This window comes from Planococcus antarcticus DSM 14505, from assembly GCF_001687565.2.
In the GTDB taxonomy this organism is placed as follows: domain Bacteria; phylum Bacillota; class Bacilli; order Bacillales_A; family Planococcaceae; genus Planococcus; species Planococcus antarcticus.
In genome coordinates, this window is the sequence record NZ_CP016534.2 from 911,685 (window position 1) to 937,916 (window position 26,232).

Below are 26,232 nucleotides of genomic sequence, written 5' to 3' on the forward strand. Positions count from 1 at the left end.
ACCCGATTCACTTAAAAAGTGTTAAAAAGTAATTAGAGCAAGGGGTTGAAAACGATGACTTGGAAATTGACGAAATCAGAACTGGATAACGAAAATTTGTTGATTAATGAAAGTTTGTTGTCATTGGGAAACGGCTATCTCGGAGTCAGAGGAAATTTCGAAGAAGGCTATAAACCTGGATTCAGTTCAATTCGAGGTACATACATTAATGCGTTTCATGATAATGTTGAAATTACATATGGAGAAAAGTTATATGGGTTTCCGGATAAGCAACAGAAAATCCTCAATTTAATCGATGGACAAGAAATCCAAATCCATATTGACGATGAACAGTTTTCAATGTTTGACGGAGAAGTGCTCAGTTATGAACGGAACCTGCATTTGGACTTGGGCTATGCAGAACGCATCGTTCACTGGAAATCCCCGAAAGGAAAAGAAGTGAACATTCATTTTAAAAGACTCGTTTCCTTCACTAGAAAAGAATTGTTTGCGATAGATGTAAAAATTATTCCACTCTATGATGTCCAGCAAATCAAAATTCTGTCTCTAGTGAATGGAGATGTATCGAACTTTGTTGACAAGGAGGATCCGCGTGTAGCTTCCGGCCACGCTAAACGCCTTCACGTATCGAAAGTCCGTCAACAGGATGAGTTCAGCATTGTCAAAAACACGACCTATGCGACCAAGCTTGAAGTTGTCTGCGCTGCATCTACGAGCATAACTTCAGAAAACCATGAATACAAAAGTGAGCAAACTGAAAATGGAATTGAAGAAAGCTATGTCTATTCAAGCAACGGGCCAATTCAGTTCACGAAGTACAATGTCTATACAGACACTTTGAGGCACGGGAAAACGGTAGTAGAAAAAGCCATTGACCTCCAAAAGCAGCTTCGTTCAGTTTTTTTCGAGGACTTGCTGCGGGAACAAAAACAATATCTTGATGATTTCTGGAAAACATCAGATGTGGAAATTGACGGGGATGCAAAGATTCAAGAAGGCATACGATTTAATCTCTTTCATTTGCTGCAGTCTGTAGGGAAAGATCCTGCCAGCAATATAGCTGCAAAAGGATTATCAGGTGAAGGATATGAAGGACATTATTTCTGGGATACGGAAATCTATATTTTTCCGGTGTTCCTAATGACAAATCCAAAGATCGCCAAAAACCTTTTGTTGCATCGGTACTCCATTTTGGATAGTGCCAGAGAACGAGCAAATACTCTTGGCCATGAGAAAGGGGCATTGTTTCCGTGGCGGACAATTACCGGTGCGGAAAGCTCTGCATTTTTTCCGGCCGGCACTGCACAATACCATATAAGCGCGGATATCGCTTATAGCTATATCCAGTATTATTTGGTTACAAAAGACGATGAGTTCTTGAAAGCTTACGGTGCAGAAGTACTGTTTGAGACTGCCCGCTTGTGGGCGGACACAGGTCATATGAAAGACGGAAAATTCCGGATCGATGATGTCACAGGACCAGACGAATACACATGCATCGTCAACAATAATTACTACACAAATGCGATGGCCAAACACAATTTGTTATGGGCAGCCAAAGTCCATCAATGGTTCAAGGAACAAGACAGTGCGGGTTTGCGGCAATTGCAAGACAGGTTAGAGCTGACTGAAAGCGAAGTCAAGGACTGGCAGGATGCAGGAGAAAACATGTATCTGCCTTATGACGAAACTTATAAAATCAGTGCACAGGACGATAGTTTTCTTCAAAAAGCTCGTTGGGATTTAAAGCGTACTCCTAAAGAGAAATTCCCGCTCTTGCTGAACTACCATCCATTAACTTTATACAGATACCAGGTTTGCAAACAAGCCGATACGGTTCTGGCCCATTTCCTATTGGAAGATGGGCAGGATTTAGAAACAATTAAAAACTCTTATGATTATTACGAGCAAATCACTACCCATGATTCGTCATTGTCTTCCTGTGTCCATAGCATAATGGCATCGAAATTGGGCTATGAAGAAAAAGCCTATGACTACTTTATTGAAACGGCAACACTCGATTTGGAAAACACTCATAAAAACACGAAAGACGGTCTCCATATGGCAAATATGGGTGGAACTTGGCTGGGCATCGTTTATGGATTTGCCGGATTGAGAGTAAAAGAAGAAGGACTATCATTGGCGCCATCTCTCCCAAAAGAATGGAATTCCTACACGTTCCATATGCAATACCAAGGAAGGTTGATTCGAGTAAACATAACAAGAGAATCCGTATCATACCTATTGGTAGAAGGTGATGGGCTGACTATATTACACCACACAAAACCGGTACATCTTGAACAAGGGAATGAAGTTCTTGTTTCTTGAGAAAGAGCAATTTTGCCAATTCATGTGTGCGGTTTACAGAAGAAATGTGGGAGAAAATTTAATCCTTCACGTAATTGTTTCAATGACTGAAAAAGGATAATTAGAAAACCTCATAACTGGAGCTACCTCTTTAATCTTTAATTAATAGCAGAAAAGAAGTCGCTACTTTTAAAAAAAATACAGCTATTCCTAATGTTTTAGGAAATAGCTGTATTTTTTGTGTAAACATACTTTTATTCGTCGAACAAGTTCATACTCAAGTAGCGTTCACCGGTGTCCGGTGCGATGCATAGTACTTTTTTGCCAGTACCGAGTCGTTTGGCGATCTCGATTGCTGCGTAGATGGTAGCACCTGCGGATGGACCGACAAAAATTCCTTCTTCACGCGCAACTTTCTTAAAGACATCAATTGCGTCTTCATCATTAATTGCCATGATTTCATCGTAAATTTCAGTATTTAAAATACTTGGAATAAAACCAGGGCTCGTACCCACTAATTTATGCTTGCCGGGTTTTCCACCGGACAAAACAGGAGATCCTTTTGGTTCTACGACTGCGATGTAGAGCTCAGGAAGATGATCTTTCAAAGTTTCTCCGGTACCAGTGATCGTGCCACCAGTTCCAGCAGATGCTACAAAAGCATCTAGTTTGCCGTCCATCTGTTCCAGAATTTCCAATGCTGTCGTCGTACGGTGGATATCCGGATTTGCTTTGTTTTCGAATTGCTGTGGAATAAAGCTGTTCGGAATTTTTTTTTGCAGTTCTAACGCTTTGCTTATAGCGCCTGGCATTTTGTCATCGCTTGGCGTCAGCACTACTTCAGAACCGAAAGCCCTTAATAGATTGATGCGTTCTTTTGTGGCATTGTCGGGCAATACGAGAATAGAACGATAGCCCTTGGCCGCAGCAACCATAGCGAGGCCGATGCCGGTATTGCCGCTGGTCGGCTCGATAATAGTAGCACCTTCTGTAAGTGAGCCATCTTCCTCAGCCATTTTGATCATGTTGTAGGCAGCTCGGTCTTTAACGCTTTTGGTGGGATTGAACATTTCCAGTTTGACGAAAACATCCGCCGCATCTTTTGGAACAATGCGATTTAGTTTAACGACTGGCGTATCACCAATCAATTCGATAATACTGTTATATGGTTTCATGGAGACAACAACCTTTCTTGAATAGTGGAATTCACAGTCTGCTTTTTCTTACTGCCGTTGTGTTTCTAAGGGCATGCAAACTGGTACCTTTTAATTGACTGAGCGAAACACAGACTTTATTGTACTAGTATAACGCAATTTTGTTAATCATATTGGATGGCTAGGCTTAAAAACGAGGGAGAGTACAAAATGGAACCAATACCTTTAATTGTCAGTACAGACTGGTTAGAGCAGCGTTTGGGAGACCCGAAACTGCGCATCGTGGATGCAACGACGTTTATGGACATTCCGGAAAATGGCGAGGCACCTTCAGTTTATTCTGGAAAAGCTTCCTACAAGGAAGAACATATTCCTGGGGCCGTTTACGCCGATTTGCTGCATGAACTGTCGGACCCAGAATCACAGCTGCCATTCATGGCACCACCACGTGATCATTTTATCAAAAAAATGACCGAACTCGGTATAGGAGATAACAACTATACAGTCATCTACGATCAGGGGGCACTGGTGGAGAATCCGGTTGTAGCTGCTTATTGGGCTTCTCGGCTGGCCTGGCAGATGCAGTATGAAGGATTCGAGAATATCGCGATACTGGATGGTGGGTTGCCCAAATGGAAAGCGGAAGCCCGTTCATTGACCGCTATTCCAGGGAGTTATTCACCCGCATCTTTTACCGGACTGCGTCGTCCGGAGCTGCTTGCTACCAAAGAGGATGTGGAGAAGGCGACTGGTGATGACAATATTATCTTGATCAATAGTTTGTCGCCCGAGGATTACAGGGGGGAGACGGATTCGTATCCGAGAAAAGGCCATATCCCAAGCAGCGTCAATGTCTTTTTTGGCAGCCATGCCGATATGGAAACGAAAAGAATGCATACTGATGCTGAGCTGCGGAAGCCATTTGAAAAAATAGGCGCCTTGGATCCAGGTAAAAAAGTCATCACTTATTGTGGCGGGGGAATTGCCGCCACCTGGACTTCGCTGATTCTTAACAAACTAGGCCAAAAAAATGTTGCCGTCTACGATGGATCTTTGAATGAATGGGCAAGCGACCCTTCCTGTCTGCTCGTGAAAGAGGACTGAACAAAAGACCGCGCTGCCTTCGAAGGCAACGCGGTCTTTTGGTGGTTATTCTGCAACTACAGCCACTTCGATGTGTTGGAAGCTTGTGACATCGAACAAGCCGCAATCGGTCAGCTTTAAATGGGGGATGACCGGCAACGACAAGAATGACAGGGTTAAAAAGGCATTGAAATGGGTCGGGGCACCTATCTGCAAAAGACTTTCATCAAGCTTTTTGAGCTGCTGGTATACGGCATCGAATGGTTCTTCCGTCATCAATCCTGCAATGGCAAGAGGCAGACTCGCCAACACGTGGCCATCTTGCACAACCACCAATCCGCCTTTTAGGTTGTGCACAGCTTCAGCTGCGGCTTTAATGCCGCTGTCAGTTGTTCCGACAGCGATGATATTATGCGAATCGTGCGCCACGGTAGTAGCGATGGCGCCATTTTTCAGGCCAAGCCCTTGGACGATTCCAAGGCCGATATTGCCAGTGGCACGATGACGCTCAATCACGGCGATCTTCAAAAGATCCTTATCTGTGTTCGAAACAAAGGAACCATTAACGACCGGCGTTTCGATAATCAAATGTTCGGTGATGAGGTTGTTTGGATTGATGCCGATGACATGCGCTTTTGTGCTATTGCCCATCGGAATTTGGAAGCTGGAGGCAGAAAATTCTGCGATGCGCACGGTATCCTGAACCGCGGATGCATCTGTTTTGTTCTGGAGCGGCCCTACATAGCTTCCGTTCTGTGCTGCCAGTTTCCCGCCTTTATAAACTTCTTTAATCGTGAACTTTTCCAAACTGTCGAGCAACAAGAAATCTGCGTCATAACCCGGAGCAATAGCGCCTTTTTGCCGAAGTCCGAAGCATTGCGCCGCATTGAGGCTGCCCATTGAGACCGCCGTAATTGGGTGGATATCCCGCTTGATGGCAGTACGGACATTGTAGTCGATGCTGCCTTCTTCAATTAAATCATCCAGGTGTTTATCGTCTGTACAGAACAAGCAGCGATGGGCATTTTGTTCTGTTACTCCTTCGAGCAGAGCGTGGAGGTTTTTAGCGACCGACCCTTCACGGAGCATGACATACATACCACGCTCCAGACGCAAGATCATTTCTTCTTTCGATACACATTCGTGGTCTGTTAAAATACCGGCAGATCCATAGACATTGATATCATTTTCTGTGAGCCCAGCGGCATGACCGTCAATTTGGCGGCTCAAAAGGAGTTTATCAAGCATGGCGTCATCTCCACGCAGAACAGCGGGGAAATCCATGACTTCAGCCAATCCGAGAACTCCCTCCCGTTGAAGAAAAGGCGCCAAGTCTTCAGCGGAAAGCCGGGCACCTGCATTTTCAAAAGAAGTGGCCGGAACACAAGACGGCAGCATGAATTTGATGTCGAGCAGCGTCGATTCGGCATCCTTTATCATGAAGTCCAAACCGGCAGTGCCACTGACGTTGGCAATTTCGTGCGGGTCGGTGATGACTGTTGTAACACCGTGGGGCAGCACGGCCTGTGAAAACTGCTGCGGTGTTACCATGGATGATTCGATATGAACATGTGCATCGATCAGGCCAGGAGCAATAAACATTCCGGTGGCGTCGATTTCCTGAACGCCCTCATAATCGCCGATGCCGACAATGACACCGTCACTGATGGCCACGTCACCTGTGGTCAGACTTTTCGTGAAGACATTGACGATGGAGGCATGACGAATCACCAGGTCGGCTTTTCTTTTTTTATTGGCAACATCTATTCGAGTTTTCAATCGGGTTTTATTCACAGTTGTTCAGGCTCCTTTAAAGCAGTTTGAATTTCACGGATCGAATGAAGTTTGGATGTTGAAAGTGGTCAGGTGTTTAAATCAAGAAATGAGCTTTAACTTATTCTACAGCAGATAACGAATTGGCTCTATCAAAAAGAGAAATGGTGCGAAGTTGCCGTTTCTATGGTCTGTAAGAAGAATTTATTTGGCAGACGGAAAAAGACATAATGAATAAATTAGCTGTATATGTATCAGAAAGAAGATGACCATATGACGATTTCTCCAATGGCAAAAACTTTTACAATCGGCTTGGCAGGTGTAGTTATTTTGTAGGTGCAGGAGCGCCGATGCCTTGGCTATTGGACCCATTGTTCGCCGTGCTGCTCATGCAATTATTTACGCCGGTTTCACTGAAATGGCATTCCCGCTTTCGAAATGGCGGATTGGTTGAAGCGGGGGATACCATCGGCTATGCCTTTACACTTCAAGCGTTGCAGGGAATGGAACAGTATTTCTTGGCAATGATAGTGATCAACATCGCTTTTTTCTTCCTTAGACAATTGATTTGACGGCGGTGACGTTTTATCATGTTCTATCGCCATTGTTCTGTTTATTGTCGTAAACGGCGGATCTTTGCATGTGGAAGAATCGGGGCAAGGGGATTATTCTTTACAGCTGCTCGGTTTGCTGGTGTTGTGCTACGAGGCAGGGATGTTGGCACAGAACACAAAAGTGCCAACAGCTTCTTTGCTGGGGCCGGTTTTTCTACTTATGACTTTTAATTTGGCTGCTGTGGCAGTACCGTTCATGCTAGGCTCTTTCTTGCATATCGTGCAATTATTCATCGGCATTTATATCGGCATGCTGTTGAAAAAAGAGAATTTGAAGTTGACGAAGCGGCTGATTTTCTATTCATTTTTTTCGAGTGCCGTACTTATCGCGTGTACTTATGGCATCATCTTTATATTCCAAGACCTTTACGGATGAAGCTTTTCCACCAGTTTTCTGAGTGTGGTACCGGGCGGTCTCGACCAGATGGGCATCATTGCTGCGTCGGTCCATGCAGACGGAACAGTCGTAACGGCGTTCTAGCTGTTCCGAATTTTGTTTTTATCGGTATTGGTCGTGCCATTTGTTAAATGGATCGCAGTCCGCAGTGAACAGAGAGAAAAAGTTTCTGCGGAAAAACCGTGATAAAAGTCAATAGCAGCTTCAGGTTATTTTGCCTGAAGCTGCTATTGGTTAACAGAAAAGTGAAGAGGAAGGGGCGGCAACTGTAAGACTATACTTTCTTTCAACATAATCTAAGGAACATAAAGCTCGCCTTGTCCAATGACAATCGCTGTGCCACCGATCTTAACTTCCTGGTACTTTTGTTTTTTCTTTGTGATAGTGATATCGATAAAGCTGGGTCTTCCCATTTCGATGCCTTGCTCGCTGCGAATGGAATAGCTTCCTTCTTCATTGCTTTCGATAACACCATGCTCTACTAGAAAAGCACCGAGAGGACCGCTGGCAGCGCCGGTTGCCGGATCTTCCGGAATACCCATGGCAGGGGCGAACATTCGGCAGTGGACAGTTGATCCGTCATATTCCGTTTCTGTGGCAAAGGTAAAAATATGCTGGCGGTCGGGATCTCCGCTGAAATGTCGTTCCCAAACATCTGTGCGGAAATTGATTTCTCGCATGGCGGCAAGGGAACGGAGAGGGACAAAAAGGAATGGTAAGCCAGAAGAAATGGTTTGAATAGGGAAGCGTGTATCTAGCTCGCTTTTTGGCAATGATAGCAAATCTGCAACCAGGGCTTGCCTTGCCAATGTTTCACCGAAAACGGGCAGGGGCTGTATCATTTCGATTTTGGTGATTTTTTCTCCTTCCTTCCGGACAGTCACAGCAATGTCTCCCGATCCTTCCTCAATAGTCCATTCGTTGAGACCGTCCTTTGAAGGGAGCATTTTAAGATAGGCCATGACAAAAGCTGTTCCAATCGTGGGGTGTCCCGCTATCGGCAATTCCACTTGAGGCGTGAAAATCCGGAGGCTGATCTGGTTTTGTGGCTTTTTAGGAGGACAGATAAAGGCTGTTTCCGATAAGTTCAATTCGTTGGCAATCTGCTGCATAGTTTTAGAGTCCAAGCCTGAGCCGTCATGAAAAACGGCCAGTGGATTGCCACCAAAAAACTGAGTGGTGAAAACGTCGACTAATGTATACTTCAAAGTTTGCATAAATACCCTCCTTTGTGTGAATAGTAAGACTTTATAGTTTCTTTGTATCAGTTACCCCCGGAAATGTCCAATACCTTTCATTGCAATCGCTCCGTTTTGAGAATAAAGTAAGTAAGGTAGAGCAGAAATAGAAAAGAGGGAAACGTGTGAAAAAACAAATTGTGGTCATCGGACTGGGCCGCTTCGGCAGCAGTGTCTGCAGAGAGCTGTACAGCCTTGGGCATGAAATTATGGCTATCGATACAGATCCAGAAAAAGTAGACGCTTTAAGAGACCATGCGGCCTTTACAGTCATCGCGGATGCGACTGATGAAAATCAGCTGAAATCTTTGGGGGTACGGAATTTTGAACACGCGATTGTGGCAATCGGCGATAATCTTCAAGCCAGCGTCCTATGTACCTTGATGCTGAAAGAGCTAGGTTTGCCGAAAGTATGGGTAAAAGCGCGTGACCTACAGCATGAAAAAATCCTGAACAAGGTGGGTGCGGACCGCGTCATCCAACCCGAAAAAGAAATGGGTATCCGTATAGCCCATCATGTCGACTCGGATAAAATTATCGACTATATCGACCTTTCCCATGACTACAGCATTATCGAACTGGTAGCTTCGGGTAAGATGGCGAATAAAAACTTAGTCGATTTAAACATCCGCGTTGAATTTAACTGCATCGTTTTGGCCATAAAAAGACTGGAAGATGTCAACATTGCGCCAGCAGTAGATGACGTTGTCGAGCAAGGGGATGTATTGATTGTCATGGGGCACAAAGACGATCTGAAGCGCTTGGAAGAGAAAGCGCTATAACGAATAGACAACCGGCTCACATATGAGCCGGTTGTTTTTATCGAAAATAGCCGTTTGATGAATTTGCGTATTGGGAATAATATCTATAGAAGAACGGTAAAATAGCGCGGGTACATTGGAAAGGGGAATAAGGCTTGAAAATTCGAATTGAATGGGGCTATAAATCTCCTAAAGGCCAGGAAACCACTTTTATTTCAGAAGAAATGCCGGCAGCGATGGCTCTGGTCATTGCCGAGGACTTGCAGCGCACCGGGCGATTACAAAACCTTTGTTTTGTGGACGGGTTCGACAGCAGTTGGACTGTAAAGGAAATGAAGGCCTATTTGAAAGGGATTGAAACTGAACCGCATAATATAGCGGTTTATTTTGATGGTGGCTATGAGCGTATTGAAAGAATGTCAGGCCTCGGCTGTGTCATCTATTACCAACAAAATAGTAAATCGTATCGCCTGAAGGCAAATACGGTTATTGATAAACTTTCTTCTAATAACGAATCAGAATATGCAGCTCTCTATTTTTGTCTGCAGGAACTGGAACATCTGAAGGTTCACCATCTTCCGGTCCGCTTTATTGGAGATTCACGAGTCGTGATAAACGGAATGACCAAGGATTGGCCGGTAATCGAAAAGCAGTTCACAAATTGGGCCATACGGATTGAAGAAAAAATGGCTGAAATGGGTATTCAGTCTGAGTACGAATTGGTACCGCGCAAAGCCAATGCAGAAGCCGATAAATTGGCAACACAAGCATTGAAGGGGATTGCAATAGCAACAACTGCTGAAATTATTGCTTGAGGAAGGATGTATAAATGTTTAAATAGCCGAAGAGAAAGGAGATAATTCGGCTTTTTCGTAGTATACAAAACAAAGATTAAAGCAGTTGATCCTTAGCGCGTATAGTCAGTTTAGTTCTTTGTATTCAAAATTTAGAATAATCGGTTTATTGCTTGCGGAATTGGAAGTTGTAGGTTATAAATAAGTTGTACAATACTTGTGCAAAAACTACACATATGAAGGAGAGGAAAAAATGAAGAAAATCTTAGTTTCATTCTCTGTTGCAATGGCTCTTGTATTCTCACTGCTCGCCTCTGGAGTAATGGCTGACAACCACACAGCTAAAGTCAGAGTGGTTCACGCTTCGCCTGATGCACCTCCTGTCGATGTTTATGTCAATGGGGATTTAACGCTGGAAGATGTACCTTTTAAAGCGGATTCGGGCTACTTGGAAGTGCCTGCTGGAACACATGATGTAGAAGTTTTTGCAGCCGGAACAGAATATGCTGCGGGTGAAGGCGTGTTACAGGCTGACTTGGCTGTAGAAGCAGGCAAAGCTTACACAGTTGCTGCAGCAAACTTGCTGGAATCGATTGAATTTGTAGTCGCAGAAGATTCAATGGAAGTAACAGAAGGACAAACAAAAGTACGTGTTGGACATTTGTCACCGGATGCACCTGCAGTTGATGTTGGTGTAATTGGTGGAGATGCTTTGTTCAGCGGAGCAGAATTTCCTGGAATAACGGATTATGCAGAATTGGATCCAGGTACTTATGATTTGGAGATCCGTTTGCCGGATGGAACACAGGTATTGCCACTCGAGGGCACTGAATTAGCTGCAAATACTGTCTACAGTGTCTTTGCAGTAAACACAGTTGACTCATTGGAAGTGATTGCGCTTGTTGATTATGAAGCGGCCGGATCACCAGATGGCATGCCGACTACAGGTCTAGGAACTCCTGACCAGTCACAATCTATGTGGTTATTGTTGGGTGGCGCTCTAGTACTAATTGGAGCTAGTACTCTTGTGTGGAAGAAACGATTTCAATAATAAGCTCCTGGCGATACTGGCTCTTTTCTTATTGGCCGGTTGCCAGCAGTCTGTAGATGAAGTAAGCGTCCGTTCAGAAAATGTTGGATTTACACTGGATGAACCGGCTGCAGTCAATATCCAGCAGCCGGCACCAGCCGAAAATCCCATCAACGGATTAAAGCGCTCAGGTATACAGCCGACCTCCCTAAAGATTCCTGCAATTAACCTGGAAGCACAAGTCCAGCATTTAGGAAAAACGGAGACTGGTGAAATGGCGGTACCTGATAATATCGAAGATGTCAGTTGGTTTTCTCCGGGATACCAGCCAGGACAAAATGGCCGCGCTGTTATCGCTGGGCATGTTGATGGTGTTGATGGCCCAGCAATTTTCTGGGATCTTTCCAAGCTTCAATTGGGGGACGAAGTAGTGGTACAGAACAAAGATAAGTCTTTGACATTCAAAGTTCACACCATGGAATCTGTCCCACTGGATTTGGCTGATGTCTCAGATGTCTTCGGATATACCTCTTCGCCAGAATTGGTGATGATCACTTGTTCAGGAACTTACGATTTTGAAAGAGGAACAAGAGAAGAACGATTGATTGTCTACGCAAGTCTGGTAGAAAAATAACTTAAAAGACGCTCTGCTATTCCTTTGCAAGGAATAGCAGAGCGTCTTTTTTTATAATCTTTTAAGCGGTTGCTCCATTTACCGTTTCGATTGTGTCTGAGGAGATCAGTCTGTTGACTTCATTCGCATAGCAGAACAAGCCGAGCAATTAGAAGCACAGGGCATTCAAACGGTCTTGGCGGATCTGGTCGAGACGTCCGCAGAGGCATTCTCACAGCTTCTGAAATCTTGTGACGCCGTGGTATTTGCAGCATGTGAGAAATTGACCAACGCTATTGATAGCGAGGGGTTGGTGAAAATTGCAAGAGCTACCGAATTGGTAGACGTCCGCCGCTTTTTACTGGTATCGGCATTTCCTGAAGCTGAGCGCGGTAAAGGCGCTTCTACAAGCTTTGAGCATTATATGAAAATTAAACGACAGTCAAAAGTCGATTTGGTGAAGACCGCTTTGGACTGGACCATCTTGCGGCCAGGAACTTTAACGGATCAAGCCGGCAGCGGCAAAGTGAATATGGGCTAAACCTTGATGTACGACACAATTTCACGCGAGAACGTGGCTGCTGTGCTAGCGGAACTGCTCAATTACGCTGAAACTTTTGAACAGATATTGAAAGTCCCTCGAGGAGAAGAACTGATTGGTTTCGTAGTGAAAACGAAAGTCGGAAAATATATGCTAAAGTCACTATTCATGGTCTAAATTGGGGCAACCTTTCTCAATTAAGCAGCGTTCTACAATAGTCGAACAAAAGTTTTATTGAGCGATGCCTAAGCACTTATTTTACTAGGGAAAGCAGGATTAACGTATATGGATTGGTTTGATTTATTTAAGGCATTAATTTTAGGGTTTGTGGAAGGCATGACCGAGTTTGCGCCGGTTTCTTCTACCGGCCATTTGATCATCGTCGATGATATGTGGCTGAAATCACAGGAGTTTTTGGGGAAATATCCAGCAAACACATTTAAGATTGTCATTCAGCTAGGATCAATATTGGCAGTTGTCGTGGTATTTTGGAAGCGTCTATTCAGTTTAGTGGGCCTCTATAAAATTGAAGGTCAGCAAGTAAGCTCGAGCTTCAATTTACTACACGTCATCATCGGTATGATGCCGGCAGTGGTTTTCGGATTTGCATTCAAGGATTTAATCGATGATCATTTGTTTAGTGTAGAAACTGTAATCTATGCATTAATTGCTGGGTCTATCCTAATGATTATTGCAGACAAATTTGGCCCGAAAACGCCCACTGTCAACTCATTAGATGACATTTCGTATTTTCAAGCGCTGAAAATTGGCTTTGTGCAATGTCTATCGTTGTGGTCAGGATTTTCTCGCTCTGGTGCTACGATTTCTGGAGGTGTCCTGTTTGGTCTAAATCACCGAGTTGCGGCAGACTTTACGTTCATCATGGCGGTTCCCATCATGTTCGGAGCGAGCCTCGTATCGGCAATGAAAAATTGGGATACGTTATCGATGGATTATCTATCTTTTTACATCGTAGGCTTCGTATCTGCATTCGTCTTTGCGTTAATTTCTATCCGTTTCTTCTTGAAACTAATTTCGCGCATAAAGCTTATGCCGTTTGCTATTTATCGATTGGTTTTGGCTGCAGTGTTGGCAATTATTGTTTTCTTATAGTAAGTAAAAAGGAGCTTCCAAGAGGATGCTCCTTTTTTGCATCAAACTATCGGTAACTTTTCTACCAAAGTGATAAATTCACGTGAAACATAGGGAACATAGCGATTTTTTGCTAAAATGATACCCAAACTCCAAGGGAAAGTATGAGTCAGCGATATCATTTTAAAAGGTCCATCTTCAACGCGGTCGCAAATCAATTTTGGCATTAATGTAACACCCAAGTTTTTTTCAACCATTCCGACGATAAAATCCCATTGCGAACTTTCGTAAGCAATTTTCGGCGTGAATCCTTCACTAATGCAGAATTCAATCGTTCGGCTGTTCAAAGTGAATTCTTTGCTGAGTAAAAGAAACGGATCATTTTTAAATTTAATTAAATCAATCGTCTCATGATGAGCAAGTGGATGTGATTCATGAACTAGCAACTTAATTTCTTGATCGACAAATGGGACGACATCAAATTTTTCTTGATCGACCGGAAGCATGACAAACCCCAAATCAACTTCACCTTCGTATACTTTTTTTTCCACAGTCTTAGCACCATCTTCTGCCAGAATGATTGTCACGTCGGGATAGGCGTGTTGAAATTCAGCGATAATTGTTGGAAAGAACAAGGTGCTGATGACCGGTGGCAATCCAATCTTGATTTTTCCTTTTTTTAAGTTCATGACATCGTATAGAGATGCTGATAAATCATCGAGGCTATGGATGATTTTCTGAGCTTGTTCGTATACCACTGAACCAGCATCGGTCAAGCTGATTTGTCGAGCTGAACGATCAAACAATACTACTTCCATTTCATTCTCCAAATTTTTAACCATTTTACTTAAAGTAGGTTGTGTCACATGGAGAGCAAGTGCAGCTTTCGTAAAACTTCGATGTTTGGCAACTTCAATGAAATAAGTTAATTGACGAATATCCATATTATTCTCCTTTATCTATAACTAATTGTTATAGAACTTATAGTAATTATTCATTTTACCTATTTTAAAGAGAGTTGTACAATAATAAAAGCAAACAGCTCTAAATATTTAGAAAATTTAACTGGTTTTAGAAAACGATTAAGTAAGCGTTTTCAACTAAGCAACAAAAGAAAAAAGGGGGATTTTAAATGTTGAGTATGTTTGGAATGATTGGTGGGCTTTTGCTGCTTATCGTTTTGACGATGAGAGGGATGAATTTATTGATTGCGGGGCCGTTATCGGCATTGTTCGTAGCGATTTTTAGTGGTCTGCCATTATTTCCGCAATTAGTTGGAGAAGGGGAAGCGAATTTATTAACGAATTATATGACCAGTTTTTCTGGATTTATCACTTCGTGGTTCCCGATGTTCCTGCTCGGTGCACTATTTGGCAAAGTCATGGAAGATAGTGGAGCTGCGGATAGCGTCTCGAGATGGCTAGTCGGTAAATTCGGTTTATCAAAAGCCGTATTGGCTATTGTCATTGCGTGTGCTGTATTGACCTACGGTGGAGTCAGTTTGTTTGTTGTCGCGTTCTCGGTTTTTCCGATGGCACTCAGCCTGTTCAAACAGGCCGATCTGCCGCGCCGTTTTATCCCGGCCGCTTTGGCATTGGGTTCGGTGACATTCACGATGACATCTGCTGGTTCACCGGAAATTCAGAACTGGATTCCGATTAAATACTTGAATACGACCCCTTATGCAGGCTGGGAAGTTAGTATTCTGGTGGCCGTCTTTATGGCCGTGTTCGGCTACTGGTGGCTAAAGCGAATGATTCAAAAAGCTGTCAACAAAGGAGAGCGTTTTGAAGCGCGCTCGACGGATCCTGTTATTAAAGATCGTGATCTTCCGAATCCATTGATGGGCTTGATTCCGCTGCTTGTAGTGCTAGTCATTTCATTTATTTTACATGATTCGCTGATGACATCCGCTTTGATCATTGCTTTATTGGGTGGTGTCATTACAACATATTTATTGAACCGCAAGTATTTCCTAAATCTGGGCAAGGCTTTGTCCGAGGGCACAATTGGTGCATTGATCGCAATCGGCAACACCGCTGCTGTAGTCGGATTTGGCGGCGTGGCAAAAGCTGTGCCGGCGTTCCAGACGGCAGTCGATGCCATGACTAATATTCCAGGAAGCCCGTTGATTGGTGGCGCAATCGCTGTCAGTGTTATTGCTGGACTCACAGGTTCTGCTTCCGGTGGACAAGTTATCGCATTGCCTTTGATTGCACCACATTACATAGACATGGGCGTCAATACAGAAGCACTACACCGGACGATTGCGATTTCATCCGGAGCTCTTGATTCATTGCCGCATAATGGCTATGTCGTAACGACAATTCAGGGAATCTGCGGAGAAACGCATAAAGCCGCTTATGGAGCAGTCGGGGCTGTTACGGTCATCGTTCCGTTGATTGGACTGGCCATCGCCATCGTCTTGTTTACATTGGGACTTGGAATTTAACAAAAGTTATGGAGGCAATAGACTATGGTAGACAATAAAGTAGTAGTGGTAACAGGAGCGGCCAGCGGAATCGGTTATGAAATCAGTTCCGATTTTGCAGAAGCCGGCGCGAAAATTGTGTTATCAGATATTGATGAACAAGCCGTGAAAAAAGCAGCAGAGGTGTTAAAATCAAAAGGATTTGACTGCATTGGCATCAAATGTGACGTAACGAATGAAGACGACATTAAAAGTGTGATTGAACAGACTGTAGCCCATTATGGATCGCTTGACGTGCTGATCAACAATGCCGGATTGCAGTTTATCGCGCCGCTTGAAGAATTTCCGACAGAAAAATATGAATTATTGATCCGGATCATGCTGATCGCACCGTTTATTGCGACCAAGCACGCATTTCCCATCATGAAAAAGCAAGGTTCAGGGCGAATCATCAATATGGCGTCCATCAATGGACTTGTCGGGTTCGCTGGAAAAGCGGCCTACAACAGCGCCAAGCACGGCGTCATCGGATTGACTAAAGTAGCGGCACTTGAAGGCGCAGAACATGGCATCACCGTCAACGCCATGTGTCCGGGCTATGTGGATACGCCGCTTGTCCAAAATCAGATGAATGATTTGGCCAAGACGCGCAATGTACCGATCGAAAAAGTATTTGAAGAAGTGCTGTATCCGTTGATTCCTCAAAAGCGCTTATTAGCTGTAAAAGAGGTTTCGGATTATACCATGTTCTTAGCCAGCGATAAAGCATCAGGTGTAACAGGACAAGCTGTTGTTTTAGACGGCGGCTATACAACTCAATAATGAGTAAACCGAAAAACCCATCCAGCATTTTTTGCTGGATGGGTTTTTTATAATTCGATACTGTTGTCAGTGCAAATACAATGATTGCGGAATTCCTAAAAAGATAAATGAAATCTACTCCAGAAAATTCTCTACAATTCCAAGAAAAAGATCAGGCTGTTCAACATTGGGTGCATGACCGGAACGCTTGAATTCCATAAAGGTGGCATCCGGAATGGAGACAGCCGTTTCGCGTCCTTTTTCTGGAGGATTCAAGCCGTCGAATTTGCCACTGATGACCAATGTTTCGGCGGCGATTTGGAGATGCTGCTGGCGAAAGTCGAATTCTTTTAAAGCATCTGCCGCGATGGCTTGCTCCTTCATGTTCAATTGCCGACTATTTTGTGCAGTTTTGCTAAGCCATTCATCAATTCTGTTTTGGTTATGGTAGATATAGCTAGAGGACATGCTAAATTTTTCAAGCATACTCAAGCCATCAAATTTGTTAGGGTAGCGGTCAAAAAGCTCAGCCATAGAGGATTGCTCTCCGTAGGATTTAGTGGCGACCAGTATCAACTTTTTAACTTTTTCTGAATTCTGGACTGCCACTCCCTGTGCAATGTAGCTACCCATCGATACGCCGAGAACATCGATAGTGTCTAATTCCAAATAGGAGAGGAGGGCAATGGCATCATCTATATGGTCCTGCAATGTGTACTGGTTAAGGCGGCTGGAATTGCCATGGCCACGTGAATCCATCGCAATGACGCGGCGTTCATTTTTGAAGAATTCGATTTCGTGATAAAACATCGCTGAATTGCTTGTCAATCCGTGGAGCAGGAGGAGAGGACGACCTTCTCCAATATCTTCGTAGAATAATTCGATTCCATTACGGGTGAAAACGGGCATAGTCATTCTCCTTTTTCAACAGTCTGTTAGATGGTTCTTTATTTGTAATACCCTATGGTTAAGAGAATATAGCTTCTTGAGAAAATTAAAGGGGCTGTCCCATAAGTCTCTAAAAATAGGATTGTTTTTGTCAGGCAATTTATACTTTGTCTACACGTTGAGAACAAGCTGATTGGAATGGAGGCGGCGAAGAGCAATGGTGTGCTCCTGCAGCGCTAAGCTAGCCGCGTCGCAAAGACATTGCCCCAACTCTCTTCGTTCATTGTCTTTACTGGGAGAGCAGCGAAGAGACACCGGGGCCACTGGACTGAGTGCAGCGAAGAAAGCGCCAGCTGCATGACTCACATCCTGTTAGCCCGAAAGCGTCTGCCGCAATGGAAATTAGCCGGTTTTTCCAGAAACGACAAAAGGGGCTGTCACTAAAAAGTCATTTTCTATGACCTTTTGGAACAGCCCCTAGTAAATATTGTAGATTTTAATGCTCTGTTTCTGACACTGAATAGATTCTGTTCAATCAGATTGTGGTCGTGAGTTATGCCATTTTTCGATAAAGCTGAATATGGCCGCAAGCAATAGAAACATGCTAAGGGTGATGTACCAAGGGAACTCTGAGATGGACTGGCCAAAAGCGGTATAAAGGACTGCAGGTGCGATAAGGCCCAATGCTGAAATGATCATATATTCTTTTAATGACTTGGTCATTTCGATCAAATATAACGACAATAAATGAAAATGAACAAAAGGCATAATACGGAGAATCATTACCTGAGCGACCGACAGGGTGCGATCGGGAAAAATTTTGTCCTTCAACCGTGCCATTTTATCCTGGAATTTCGGAAATTTATGGACCAGCACATAGGATATCCAACTCATTAAAGTCAAACCGATAAACGACAAAAGAGCACCTTCAAAAAAACCGAAAAGGTATCCTCCGGCAATACAGACAGCGATAACTGGTAAGAACAGCAACGGACGTATTAAATGCAGTAAAACAAAAAGAAATGGTGCCAACCAGCCGACATTATCCATGAATGCTTCGAGGGATTGATCGAATTGCTCCATACGATCCCAACCTCTCTAAAGATGTTTGCTAATAAGGTAGGATAATTCAAAAAGCGAGTAAAAGCAAGGAGTATGAAATTTTTTTCTGGAATTTGTGTTTAAGTATAACAACAACGGGAAAGATAAGAGATGGTTTAAAAAAGTGAAATCTGAAAACGTCTTATTCTGCATCTGACGAAATGATAGCGGCACAAAATTGGGAGGAACAGATAATGAAAAAAAGCTTAAAGATTGCAAGTGCATTTATCGGTATTGTAGTGGGGGCAGGTTTTGCTTCGGGTCAGGAAATCCTTCAGTACTTCACAAGCTTTGGCTATTGGGGAATTGCGGCTGTACTTGTAGCGGCCGCGTTGTTTGGTTATTTGGGAATGGTACTGACAGGTCTCGGCAGCCGTATGCAGACCATTTCGCATGAAGACGCAGTGTATGCTATAAGTGGAAGAGTGTTAGGTAAAATAATCGACTATACACTCATTTTGACTTTGTTTGGCGTTCTGGTTGTCATGATTGCTGGGGCAGGATCGATTTTTTCTCAACAATTTGACTTGGCACCAGCATTTGGCCGAAGCATCATGATTATCCTTGTTATTTTCACCATCATGCTGAATGTTAAAAAAGTCATTACAATCATCGGCAGTATAACTCCATTTTTGATCTTGTTAGTTGTTGGAATCACCATCTATAGTCTAATGACAATGGATTCAAGCTTTGCAGAATTGGAACCGATTGCTAGAGAACAACTGTCTTCGACACCGCACTGGCTATTATCTGCCGTCAATTATGTATCGTTGGCCATCGCACTTGGTGCATCGATGTCACTCGTCATGGGCGGAGCAGAGAAAGATGAAAAAGTCGCTGCCCGCGGGGGCTGATTGGTGGACTAGGTTTTGGTGTTTTGATTCTCTTGAGCTATTTAGCAATATTTTCAAAAGTCGATGTGATTGGCTCTTCGGATTTACCGATGCTGGCTCTTGCCGATAATATTTCCCCAATATTGGGCGTACTCATGGCAGTTGTTATTTTTGCGATGATCTATAATACGGCGGTAAGTATGCTGTTATCATTTTCAGCGCGATTTATGGAGATGGGAACCAGCCGCTTTCGCATTTTTGTTATTATATCAGGAGCAGTCGCATTTTTCTTGAGCTTTCTTGGCTTTACCGCACTCGTCAACTGGTTCTATCCGGTCATCGGGTATCTTGGTTTGTTATTGTTAGGTGCCCTAGTGATTGCAGATATCCGTAAGGTCGGGAAAACTGCAAAAAAATAATCTTTGGGAAACCAGCTGTCTTGTTTTAGAGGCAGCTGGTTTTTTGTCCTGCTTTGTCAGTTAGTAAGGCTTTACTCCTCTAGATAGAAATTTGACTAAACGCAAAAGTTTGATCGGATCAACTAGTGAACGTGGCGGATAGAGAACTCACCATCATCTGTTGTTTTTCTTATGGTATATTCAGATTAACCAGCAATAGTAACAGTTGCTTGAAAAGAGGGATTTGATGAAAATACTGATTGTCGGCGCAGGAGCAATGGGCAGTTTATTTGGCGGGCGCTTAAAAGCTCGAAAAGAAGATGTCTTCTTATATAATCGAAACAATCCGCATGTCGAGAAAATCAATCACAGTGGATTGACGATTGTTGAACGAGACGATCAAGAAACAACCGTCACGTTGACTGTTGTACAGGAAGCTTCAAAAGCAGATGCTTATGATGTAGTTTTAGTAATGGTCAAAGCACATGCCACTAAAAGCGTGTTAGCTAACTTACAGGATTCATTTTCTCCAGAGACTTTGCTCATCACCTTGCAAAATGGTCTTGGAAATCTGGAAATACTTACAGAACTCTTTCCAGGAAATCCAGCAGTTGCCGGAACGATGGGCTCTGGTGCCAGTGTGGAAAGCGACGGACGGATTCTTCACAGAGGGTGGGCCAAAAATTATATTGGCCGATCCAAAGATACTGTTGCTCAAGAGAAACTGCTGGAATTCATTGAACTGCTAAACCGTTCAGGACTGGAAACCGAATTGGCAGAAAATGTCCAAAGGGTTATCTGGAATAAACTATTCGTCAATGTCGCCTATAATTCGCTCACTGCCCTAACGCGTCTGAGAAATGGCGATATCTTGAATACCGGGGAAGGACAAGGTTTATTGCGAAGCGTTGTAACAGAAGCGTTGCAAGTAGCCAAAGCAGAAGGGATTTCTATGGATACTGAAGAGATTGTCGCAAAATGTCTGCAGATGGGACGAGAGGATATCGGTGCCAATAAATCCTCGATGCTGATGGACATTCTGAATAAGCGGAAAACGGAAATTGATGCCATCAATGGAGCGGTGGCGAAGCTCGGTAAACAGCATGGCATCGAGACACCGTATAATGAGTTGATCACGGGGATCATAAAAGTCATCGAAGCGAATTATGATCTTCAAATCGACTAACTTTTAATGGATTCTGCTATACTTAGGGGATGTTGTCCTGATTGATGGGGCAGATAAGGACGGGATGAATTGAAACAATTAACTGCAACAGGCGATTACATCTACACGTACGCCTATACAAATGATGAGAAAGATTTATGTCAATTAGAAATGCGGTCTTTTTTCGAAAACGACACCAGTGATAAAATTATCAAAAACAGAGTAGCAATCGACCCAAGTCGAAGCCCGTTTATTAAAGAACGAATCGAATTGTTTTTTGAAGGCGAAACATTGCAAGACATCTTGGAGCAATCGGCCAAAGTAGACATGGTTGATGCAACGTTCAAAGTGATCTTTCTGAAGATTAACGGCCTGTCTGAACAAGACCAAGTCGACTTTTCAGGGAAACGTGATGTTGAGCGGCAAATTGGATCGGCTATTACCGGTGAAGCGGACGTTCACAACCCGGATGTGATATTCGGGTTGATTCCTTTTGAAGGTCGTTGGTATTTCGGGCGTTATCTTCAAAGCGAGCCAGTTTGGTTCAAGCACATGAAAAAGCCGAGGGAATATTCAACGGCGCTCAGTACGCGCGTCGCTCGTGCTGTAGCAAATATAGCAGTACCAGAAACGCAAGGCGTCAAAGCCATTGATCCGTGCTGCGGCATTGGAACAGTTTTGGTGGAAGCTCTGTCAATGGGCATCGATATTGTCGGACGCGACATCAATCCGCTAGTCGTCGAAGGGTCACGTGAGAATATTGCCCATTTTGGGTTGACGGGTGAAGTAGCGTTAGGCCCGATTGCGGATGTTGAAGCCACTTACGATGTTGCTATTATCGATATGCCCTATAATTTGTACACGCACGCAACGCCTGCAGACCAGTTGGCTATTCTAAAAGATGCCTTCCCGTTTACAGAAAAATTGCTGGTCGTTACCATTGAGACGATGGATCATATGGTCGAAGCAGCGGGCTTTGTAGTTATTGACCGGTGCATCGCTAAAAAAGGATTGTTTTTGCGTGAAATTTTGGTGTGTAGAAAAGCTGTTTAACGTCGCGATGTGCGGCGTTTTTTTGTTGAAATCAAGTTTGGCATGTATTCAGCGTGGAACGGACAGTATACTCAAAAACGTTAAAAAATAAAGGAGATTTTATTCGAAAATTGAATAGGGTAACAGTACCTTACTCAAAAAGGAGCTGCAAGCAATGAAAACGACTGCAACAACCAACTACCCAATTACTAAAGTCCGTGAGCAATTTCCGGCTTTGACAAGAACGTATAAAGGCAGACCGGTCGCTTATTTTGATGGTCCCGGAGGCTCGCAAGTCGTCGGTTCAGCGATTCAAGCGATCGCTCGTTATATGGAAAGAGGCGGCGGCAATCTTCACGGTGCTTTTCCATCTAGTTGGGAAACGGAAGAAGTGATCTCAGAAGCAAGACTTGCGGTTGCGGACTTTCTAAATGTTCAGGCTAAGGAAGTGGCGTTTGGTGCCAACATGACAACATTAACGATTGCCATCGCTAACGCACTAGGCAAAAAATTCAAGGCGGGCGACGAAATCGTCGTCACTGAAATGGATCACCGCGCCAATGTCGACCCGTGGATCATGATGGCAGAAGACCGAGGGTTAACAGTTCGCTGGGTCAAAGTTGATACCAAAATGAAAACACTAGATCTGACAGAATTAGACGAACTCATCAATGAAAAGACAAAAATTGTCGCTGTTGGGATGGCTTCTAACGCGATTGGCACAATCGTCGATCTCAAACCGTTTGCGGAACGAGCAAAAAAGGTAGGAGCTTTATTAGTAGCGGATGCAGTTCATGCTGCACCGCATCTACCGATCGACCGAGATGACATGCAAATTGATATTTTATTGTGTTCAGCTTATAAGTTCTTTGGTCCGCATATCGGCATCGCCGCAATCAAGGAAGAAATCTTTAAGGACCTAGAACCTTATAAACTGACCACTTCTCCAAGTTATTATCCGGATAAGTTAGAGACCGGCACACAAAACCATGAAGGCATTGCCGGAATTCGTCCTGCCATTGAGTTTTTCGCAGGACTTGGCGAAGGCGAAACTCGCAGGGAGCATATTGTATCTGGCATGGAGCACATTGAAGTGCATGAAAACAGCTTGGCCAATCGACTGCGTGATGGGTTGGCAGCAATCGAAGGCGTGACCGTTACACAGGCTGCCGCAGATGTGCAAAAAACGCCGACTGTCGCTTTCCAGGTCAGTGGCATTGAACCCGGAGAAATCTGCAAGAAGCTAGCAGAAGACTATAGCATTTTTGTCGCTGCTGGTCATTTCTATGCATCGACGCTTGGAGATGTTCTAAGTGTCAATGACAGTGGGGGATGGGTACGTGCAGGACTTGCACCTTACAGTACGGAAGAAGAAGTAGAGCGTTTGATCGACGCCATAAAAAATTTATAAACCAATAACAAACAGGGCAACAGCTGATGGTTCATCGGCAGTTGCCCTGTTTATTTTAAAGTAGTTTCATGAGTTGAAAGCAATTCTGCTTGAACGATATAACGGTCAGGTGCATAGCCAAAAAAATCAAACGGATAACAGGTGGTTAATGTCAGCGTTGACTGATCTTTTTCAACAATGACGGTTCTGTCGTCTTCATGTGTAATCCAAATGTGCGTGATTTCATAGACAAACGTCTCTCCATCGTATTCGATCATCAACTCATCTTTTTCTTCAAGTTCACCCAGCCCAGTGAAAACCGTATCGCGGTGCCCGCTTAATACGGTATGTCCATTTCCTCCAGGGACAGTCGTTAAGTCACTGACATATAAGCCTACACCTTTTTCCAACGTTTTTTCATCTGCTCCCCAATAAACCGAATATTTTTGACCGATTTTAGGAATCAGTAAATCGGCTGTTTTTTCTCCAGGTTCTTGTTGAATCGAAGTGGTCAATACAGGCAACATTTTTTTAGCAGGAGGAAGAATAGCTGTCGCTTTGTCGGCTATTTCAATAGGTTCTTCCGGTATCCTGACTGCAGACTGCTCTTTAAATTTCTGGATCGTTTGGAGTTCTGCTTCCGTTATAGTTTGTGCCGAGCTTGTAGCAGTATGCCATTCGAATAAATGGTAGAGCCCGATCGTCAACCCGGAAACAAGCAAAAATACACCGAGCCATTTCTTCATTCGCTTTCACCTCAAAGAGAGCCGGCAGGAAATTTCCAGCCGGCAAGTTTTATTTTAAGCATTTTGGTTTTTGCGGCGGAACAATAGAAGTGAGCCAGCACCAGCAAATCCGGCACCAAACAGCATCATCAATGGACCATTCGAAGCCGTATCCGGCAATGCAGCGCCTTCTTCTGTTTCATCTTCTTCAGTGGCCGCTTCTTCTTCAGTAGCTGTCCCTTCAGATGAATCATCAGCTTCCTGGCTTGCTACGTAATTATCATATTCACTTTGACTGACCTCACAAGCGAGTCCGTCGTTATCACGGTCCAAATCATGAGGATCATTGCCGGCATTATAACCATTCTCATACCAAAATGCCATCACGTCGTCATGGGATGCAAAATCTCCGCAATCCTTATCATTTTCCACAGCACCAACGTTTAAAGCAGACCCTAATACGAGACATGACCCAAAAACAACTCCAACTAATTTTTTCTTCACAAATATTCCCCTTTTTTTAGTAAAATATGTAACCCGCGTTCATCTTATCTTTAATTTACTTAATTTTCAATCAGTTTTTAATGATATTGTCAAAAAATAACTAGAAAAGGTAAAAAGACTTATGGAAAATACAAGCACGAGAATCTTTAGCCCTCCTAAATCTTCCATTTTTTTGACTGAGACATGGACTAGCAGAATAATCGACTTTTTTCCTTTTGCTCTAGAAGATGCTATACTGGTAGGAACTTGTTCCGTCAACGGAGAGCATTATGTTATTTCCCGTAAAGGGACATATATAAAGGAGAATGAAATTTTGACACAAACGAATAAAAACACTGACAACAAAGCGATCAATCTACCACCGAATTATGACGAATTGAAAAAAGCGGCGAACCGGACAGCAAACTGGAAAGAACGTTTGGCTGCGGTTGAAGAGCTTGGCAATTGGAAGAGTGAACCAACAATCGATCTTTTGACGCATCGCATGAACCATGACTCTGTCTACCAGGTGCAGGAAGCTGCCTATGCGAAATTGAAGGACTTTGGTGAAAACGTCCATATGCCGGAACGCAAGAAATTCGATTTGATTAAAGATACTTCCAAAGTGCTTGTGCGCATCAAGAAAAGTTTGCCAGCAGAACACAGTTATGAAGATTTCAAAGAAAAACTGCAAAAAATGCGTAGCGATATTTACGATACGTATAAAGGCGAAAAAGGCGAAGATTTTGAAAAATGGCTAGAAGAACAATGGAAAGCAGCTCCATTTAAACAACCACGTCGTAGATAATAAAGTCAAAACCCGGATGCCACTAAGGCATCCGGGTTTTTTTAAAGATATTTTTGAATAATAGGTTTTAATCGGTAGCCGAACAAACCGGCAAGTACTGCGAGGATTAAATCTTTTGGAAGAGGTACAGCCATCCATGCCCACGCCATTTTGTACGTGAAACCTTCGGGCGCTGCAAACCATAGCTTATAGGCGGCATACATCCAGTTGGTGCCAATAAAATAATTGACGGCAGTTGCAGCCAGCGCTGCAGCGATAAAGCCTTTTTTGCTAGGCCATTTTTCCACGATCAATCCGGCAGTATAGGCGATAAATACAAAAGAAACAATAAATCCGAATGTCGGGCTGATGATGGTATCCATTCCGCCTGAAAAACCTGCGAACACCGGAACACCTGCAAGGCCGATAAATGCGTAAACTATCATGGATACGGCACCCATGCGGCTGCCAAGGAGAATACCTGCCAAAATTGCGAAAAACGTTTGGAGCGTAATCGGTACACCGCCGATAATTAGAAATGAAGAGATGTTTGCGCCAATAGCCATTAAGGCAGAAAACAAGGCGATATGTACCAATTGAAGCGTGCGAGAGTGATTGATCGATCTGGTGGTGGTCGTTGTCATACTAGTTCCTCCTACTTTTTCATCTAAATTGAGTATAAAGAGATAGAATATTTAAGTCAACTCAATTATTTTTTTAGTTAACTCAAATTGAAAGAGTATAAAAATGAACAAAGAAGCGCCATAGAAAAAAGCTGACCTTCCACGGGTCAGCTTTTTT

General features: G+C 43.5%; 25 protein-coding genes and 2 pseudogenes. 18 read left to right on the top strand and 9 right to left on the bottom strand.

What is annotated here, in order from left to right; all coding sequences use genetic code 11:
* Positions 1-54 precede the first annotated feature (54 nt).
* Positions 55-2,328 (top strand): glycoside hydrolase family 65 protein, encoded by a 2,274-nt coding sequence (locus BBH88_RS04570; protein ID WP_065537177.1) that lies wholly within the window; start codon positions 55-57, stop codon positions 2,326-2,328.
* Positions 2,329-2,561: 233 nt separating this feature from the next.
* Here the strand turns inward: BBH88_RS04570 and cysK are convergent, their stop codons facing one another.
* Positions 2,562-3,482 (bottom strand): cysteine synthase A, encoded by a 921-nt coding sequence (cysK, locus tag BBH88_RS04575; RefSeq protein ID WP_006830256.1) that lies wholly within the window; start codon positions 3,480-3,482, stop codon positions 2,562-2,564.
* Between the two features lie 189 nt (positions 3,483-3,671).
* Here cysK and BBH88_RS04580 point away from each other — a divergent pair, with 189 nt between their 5' ends.
* On the top strand, positions 3,672-4,565 hold the full coding sequence (locus BBH88_RS04580; protein ID WP_065537176.1) for a sulfurtransferase: 894 nt from the start codon (positions 3,672-3,674) through the stop codon (positions 4,563-4,565).
* A 45-nt stretch (positions 4,566-4,610) separates the two neighbouring features.
* Here BBH88_RS04580 and ade read toward each other — a convergent pair whose 3' ends face one another.
* Positions 4,611-6,338 (bottom strand): adenine deaminase, encoded by a 1,728-nt coding sequence (gene ade / locus BBH88_RS04585; RefSeq protein WP_006830258.1) that lies wholly within the window; start codon positions 6,336-6,338, stop codon positions 4,611-4,613.
* A 329-nt stretch (positions 6,339-6,667) separates the two neighbouring features.
* Here ade and BBH88_RS19585 point away from each other — a divergent pair, with 329 nt between their 5' ends.
* Positions 6,668-6,889 carry an AbrB family transcriptional regulator gene (locus BBH88_RS19585; RefSeq protein ID WP_040852459.1) on the top strand — a complete coding sequence of 74 codons (222 nt, stop codon included), beginning with the start codon at positions 6,668-6,670 and terminating at the stop codon, positions 6,887-6,889.
* Positions 6,890-6,926: 37 nt separating this feature from the next.
* Positions 6,927-7,412 (top strand): annotated as a pseudogene (locus BBH88_RS19590) (AbrB family transcriptional regulator).
* A gap of 212 nt (positions 7,413-7,624) precedes the next feature.
* Here the strand turns inward: BBH88_RS19590 and BBH88_RS04600 are convergent.
* Positions 7,625-8,545 (bottom strand): PhzF family phenazine biosynthesis protein, encoded by a 921-nt coding sequence (locus tag BBH88_RS04600; RefSeq protein WP_006830259.1) that lies wholly within the window; start codon positions 8,543-8,545, stop codon positions 7,625-7,627.
* Between the two features lie 146 nt (positions 8,546-8,691).
* Here BBH88_RS04600 and BBH88_RS04605 point away from each other — a divergent pair, with 146 nt between their 5' ends.
* The 7 genes from BBH88_RS04605 (at position 8,692) to BBH88_RS04630 (ending at position 13,418) form a co-directional block, all read left to right on the top strand.
* The gene (locus BBH88_RS04605; RefSeq protein ID WP_006830260.1) at positions 8,692-9,348 is read left to right on the top strand and encodes a potassium channel family protein; all 657 of its coding nucleotides are present in this window, start codon (positions 8,692-8,694) and stop codon (positions 9,346-9,348) included.
* 134 nt (positions 9,349-9,482) lie between these two features.
* On the top strand, positions 9,483-10,142 hold the full coding sequence (locus BBH88_RS04610) for a reverse transcriptase-like protein (RefSeq protein WP_006830261.1): 660 nt from the start codon (positions 9,483-9,485) through the stop codon (positions 10,140-10,142).
* Between the two features lie 232 nt (positions 10,143-10,374).
* Positions 10,375-11,172, top strand: a complete 798-nt coding sequence (locus BBH88_RS04615; RefSeq protein ID WP_006830262.1) for a DUF4397 domain-containing protein — start codon at positions 10,375-10,377, stop codon at positions 11,170-11,172.
* Entirely contained in the window at positions 11,147-11,785 is a 639-nt protein-coding gene (locus tag BBH88_RS04620) for a class F sortase (protein WP_006830263.1), read from the top strand. Before BBH88_RS04615 ends, BBH88_RS04620 begins: the two co-directional genes overlap by 26 nt.
* Positions 11,786-11,912: 127 nt before the next feature.
* Positions 11,913-12,305: an SDR family oxidoreductase gene (locus BBH88_RS04625; RefSeq protein WP_269148249.1), complete on the top strand. Its 393-nt coding sequence runs from the start codon at positions 11,913-11,915 to the stop codon at positions 12,303-12,305.
* Positions 12,306-12,311: 6 nt separating this feature from the next.
* Entirely contained in the window at positions 12,312-12,482 is a 171-nt protein-coding gene (locus BBH88_RS19145) for a hypothetical protein (RefSeq protein ID WP_154669127.1), read from the top strand.
* A gap of 108 nt (positions 12,483-12,590) precedes the next feature.
* Positions 12,591-13,418, top strand: a complete 828-nt coding sequence (locus tag BBH88_RS04630) for an undecaprenyl-diphosphate phosphatase (RefSeq protein ID WP_065537174.1) — start codon at positions 12,591-12,593, stop codon at positions 13,416-13,418.
* A 41-nt stretch (positions 13,419-13,459) separates the two neighbouring features.
* Here the strand turns inward: BBH88_RS04630 and BBH88_RS04635 are convergent, their stop codons facing one another.
* On the bottom strand, positions 13,460-14,341 hold the full coding sequence (locus BBH88_RS04635) for a LysR family transcriptional regulator (RefSeq protein WP_006830266.1): 882 nt from the start codon (positions 14,339-14,341) through the stop codon (positions 13,460-13,462).
* Positions 14,342-14,529: 188 nt separating this feature from the next.
* On the opposite strand from BBH88_RS04635, the gene BBH88_RS04640 reads away from it, so the two are divergent.
* Positions 14,530-15,849 (top strand): GntP family permease, encoded by a 1,320-nt coding sequence (locus BBH88_RS04640; protein ID WP_065537173.1) that lies wholly within the window; start codon positions 14,530-14,532, stop codon positions 15,847-15,849.
* A 24-nt stretch (positions 15,850-15,873) separates the two neighbouring features.
* Entirely contained in the window at positions 15,874-16,650 is a 777-nt protein-coding gene (locus BBH88_RS04645; RefSeq protein ID WP_065537172.1) for a 3-hydroxybutyrate dehydrogenase, read from the top strand.
* A 114-nt stretch (positions 16,651-16,764) separates the two neighbouring features.
* Here the strand turns inward: BBH88_RS04645 and BBH88_RS04650 are convergent, their stop codons facing one another.
* Both BBH88_RS04650 and BBH88_RS04655 read right to left on the bottom strand, forming a co-directional pair.
* Positions 16,765-17,538, bottom strand: coding sequence for an alpha/beta fold hydrolase (locus BBH88_RS04650; protein ID WP_065537171.1), 774 nt, complete (start codon positions 17,536-17,538; stop codon positions 16,765-16,767).
* A gap of 510 nt (positions 17,539-18,048) precedes the next feature.
* Positions 18,049-18,600 carry a TVP38/TMEM64 family protein gene (locus BBH88_RS04655; RefSeq protein ID WP_006830270.1) on the bottom strand — a complete coding sequence of 184 codons (552 nt, stop codon included), beginning with the start codon at positions 18,598-18,600 and terminating at the stop codon, positions 18,049-18,051.
* A 212-nt stretch (positions 18,601-18,812) separates the two neighbouring features.
* On the opposite strand from BBH88_RS04655, the pseudogene BBH88_RS04660 reads away from it, so the two are divergent.
* The 4 genes and pseudogenes from BBH88_RS04660 to BBH88_RS04675 all read left to right on the top strand — a co-directional run bounded on the left by BBH88_RS04660 (position 18,813) and on the right by BBH88_RS04675 (position 23,457).
* Positions 18,813-19,870 (top strand): annotated as a pseudogene (locus BBH88_RS04660) (YkvI family membrane protein).
* A 226-nt stretch (positions 19,871-20,096) separates the two neighbouring features.
* Entirely contained in the window at positions 20,097-21,035 is a 939-nt protein-coding gene (locus BBH88_RS04665) for a ketopantoate reductase family protein (RefSeq protein ID WP_006830272.1), read from the top strand.
* A gap of 69 nt (positions 21,036-21,104) precedes the next feature.
* A complete protein-coding gene (locus BBH88_RS04670) occupies positions 21,105-22,067 on the top strand; it encodes a TRM11 family SAM-dependent methyltransferase (RefSeq protein ID WP_006830273.1) in 963 nt (320 codons plus the stop codon).
* A 154-nt stretch (positions 22,068-22,221) separates the two neighbouring features.
* A complete protein-coding gene (locus BBH88_RS04675; RefSeq protein ID WP_065537170.1) occupies positions 22,222-23,457 on the top strand; it encodes a cysteine desulfurase-like protein in 1,236 nt (411 codons plus the stop codon).
* A 50-nt stretch (positions 23,458-23,507) separates the two neighbouring features.
* On the opposite strand, the gene BBH88_RS04680 is transcribed toward BBH88_RS04675, so the two are convergent.
* On the bottom strand, positions 23,508-24,182 hold the full coding sequence (locus tag BBH88_RS04680; RefSeq protein WP_065537169.1) for a class D sortase: 675 nt from the start codon (positions 24,180-24,182) through the stop codon (positions 23,508-23,510).
* Between the two features lie 54 nt (positions 24,183-24,236).
* Positions 24,237-24,665: an LPXTG cell wall anchor domain-containing protein gene (locus BBH88_RS04685; RefSeq protein ID WP_065537168.1), complete on the bottom strand. Its 429-nt coding sequence runs from the start codon at positions 24,663-24,665 to the stop codon at positions 24,237-24,239.
* Positions 24,666-24,978: 313 nt separating this feature from the next.
* Between BBH88_RS04685 and BBH88_RS04690 the strand changes: the two genes are divergently transcribed.
* On the top strand, positions 24,979-25,452 hold the full coding sequence (locus BBH88_RS04690; protein WP_006830277.1) for a HEAT repeat domain-containing protein: 474 nt from the start codon (positions 24,979-24,981) through the stop codon (positions 25,450-25,452).
* Between the two features lie 41 nt (positions 25,453-25,493).
* On the opposite strand, the gene BBH88_RS04695 is transcribed toward BBH88_RS04690, so the two are convergent.
* Positions 25,494-26,075: a biotin transporter BioY gene (locus BBH88_RS04695; RefSeq protein ID WP_006830278.1), complete on the bottom strand. Its 582-nt coding sequence runs from the start codon at positions 26,073-26,075 to the stop codon at positions 25,494-25,496.
* Between the last annotated feature and the right edge of the window lie 157 nt (positions 26,076-26,232).

Excerpts from the sequence above, each read along its gene's own strand:
- BBH88_RS19145 (WP_154669127.1), top strand. The coding sequence starts at position 12,312 with ATGTACGACACAATTTCACGCGAGAACGTGGCTGCTGTGCTAGCGGAA.
- BBH88_RS04680 (WP_065537169.1), bottom strand. The coding sequence starts at position 24,182 with ATGAAGAAATGGCTCGGTGTATTTTTGCTTGTTTCCGGGTTGACGATC.
- BBH88_RS04675 (WP_065537170.1), top strand. The coding sequence starts at position 22,222 with ATGAAAACGACTGCAACAACCAACTACCCAATTACTAAAGTCCGTGAG.
- BBH88_RS04645 (WP_065537172.1), top strand. The coding sequence starts at position 15,874 with ATGGTAGACAATAAAGTAGTAGTGGTAACAGGAGCGGCCAGCGGAATC.
- BBH88_RS04640 (WP_065537173.1), top strand. The coding sequence starts at position 14,530 with ATGTTGAGTATGTTTGGAATGATTGGTGGGCTTTTGCTGCTTATCGTT.
- BBH88_RS04665 (WP_006830272.1), top strand. The coding sequence starts at position 20,097 with ATGAAAATACTGATTGTCGGCGCAGGAGCAATGGGCAGTTTATTTGGC.
- BBH88_RS04650 (WP_065537171.1), bottom strand. The coding sequence starts at position 17,538 with ATGCCCGTTTTCACCCGTAATGGAATCGAATTATTCTACGAAGATATT.
- BBH88_RS04695 (WP_006830278.1), bottom strand. The coding sequence starts at position 26,075 with ATGACAACGACCACCACCAGATCGATCAATCACTCTCGCACGCTTCAA.
- cysK (WP_006830256.1), bottom strand. The coding sequence starts at position 3,482 with ATGAAACCATATAACAGTATTATCGAATTGATTGGTGATACGCCAGTC.
- BBH88_RS04580 (WP_065537176.1), top strand. The coding sequence starts at position 3,672 with ATGGAACCAATACCTTTAATTGTCAGTACAGACTGGTTAGAGCAGCGT.
- BBH88_RS04655 (WP_006830270.1), bottom strand. The coding sequence starts at position 18,600 with ATGGAGCAATTCGATCAATCCCTCGAAGCATTCATGGATAATGTCGGC.
- BBH88_RS04615 (WP_006830262.1), top strand. The coding sequence starts at position 10,375 with ATGAAGAAAATCTTAGTTTCATTCTCTGTTGCAATGGCTCTTGTATTC.
- BBH88_RS04570 (WP_065537177.1), top strand. The coding sequence starts at position 55 with ATGACTTGGAAATTGACGAAATCAGAACTGGATAACGAAAATTTGTTG.
- BBH88_RS19585 (WP_040852459.1), top strand. The coding sequence starts at position 6,668 with ATGCCTTGGCTATTGGACCCATTGTTCGCCGTGCTGCTCATGCAATTA.
- BBH88_RS04600 (WP_006830259.1), bottom strand. The coding sequence starts at position 8,545 with ATGCAAACTTTGAAGTATACATTAGTCGACGTTTTCACCACTCAGTTT.
- BBH88_RS04635 (WP_006830266.1), bottom strand. The coding sequence starts at position 14,341 with ATGGATATTCGTCAATTAACTTATTTCATTGAAGTTGCCAAACATCGA.
- BBH88_RS04630 (WP_065537174.1), top strand. The coding sequence starts at position 12,591 with ATGGATTGGTTTGATTTATTTAAGGCATTAATTTTAGGGTTTGTGGAA.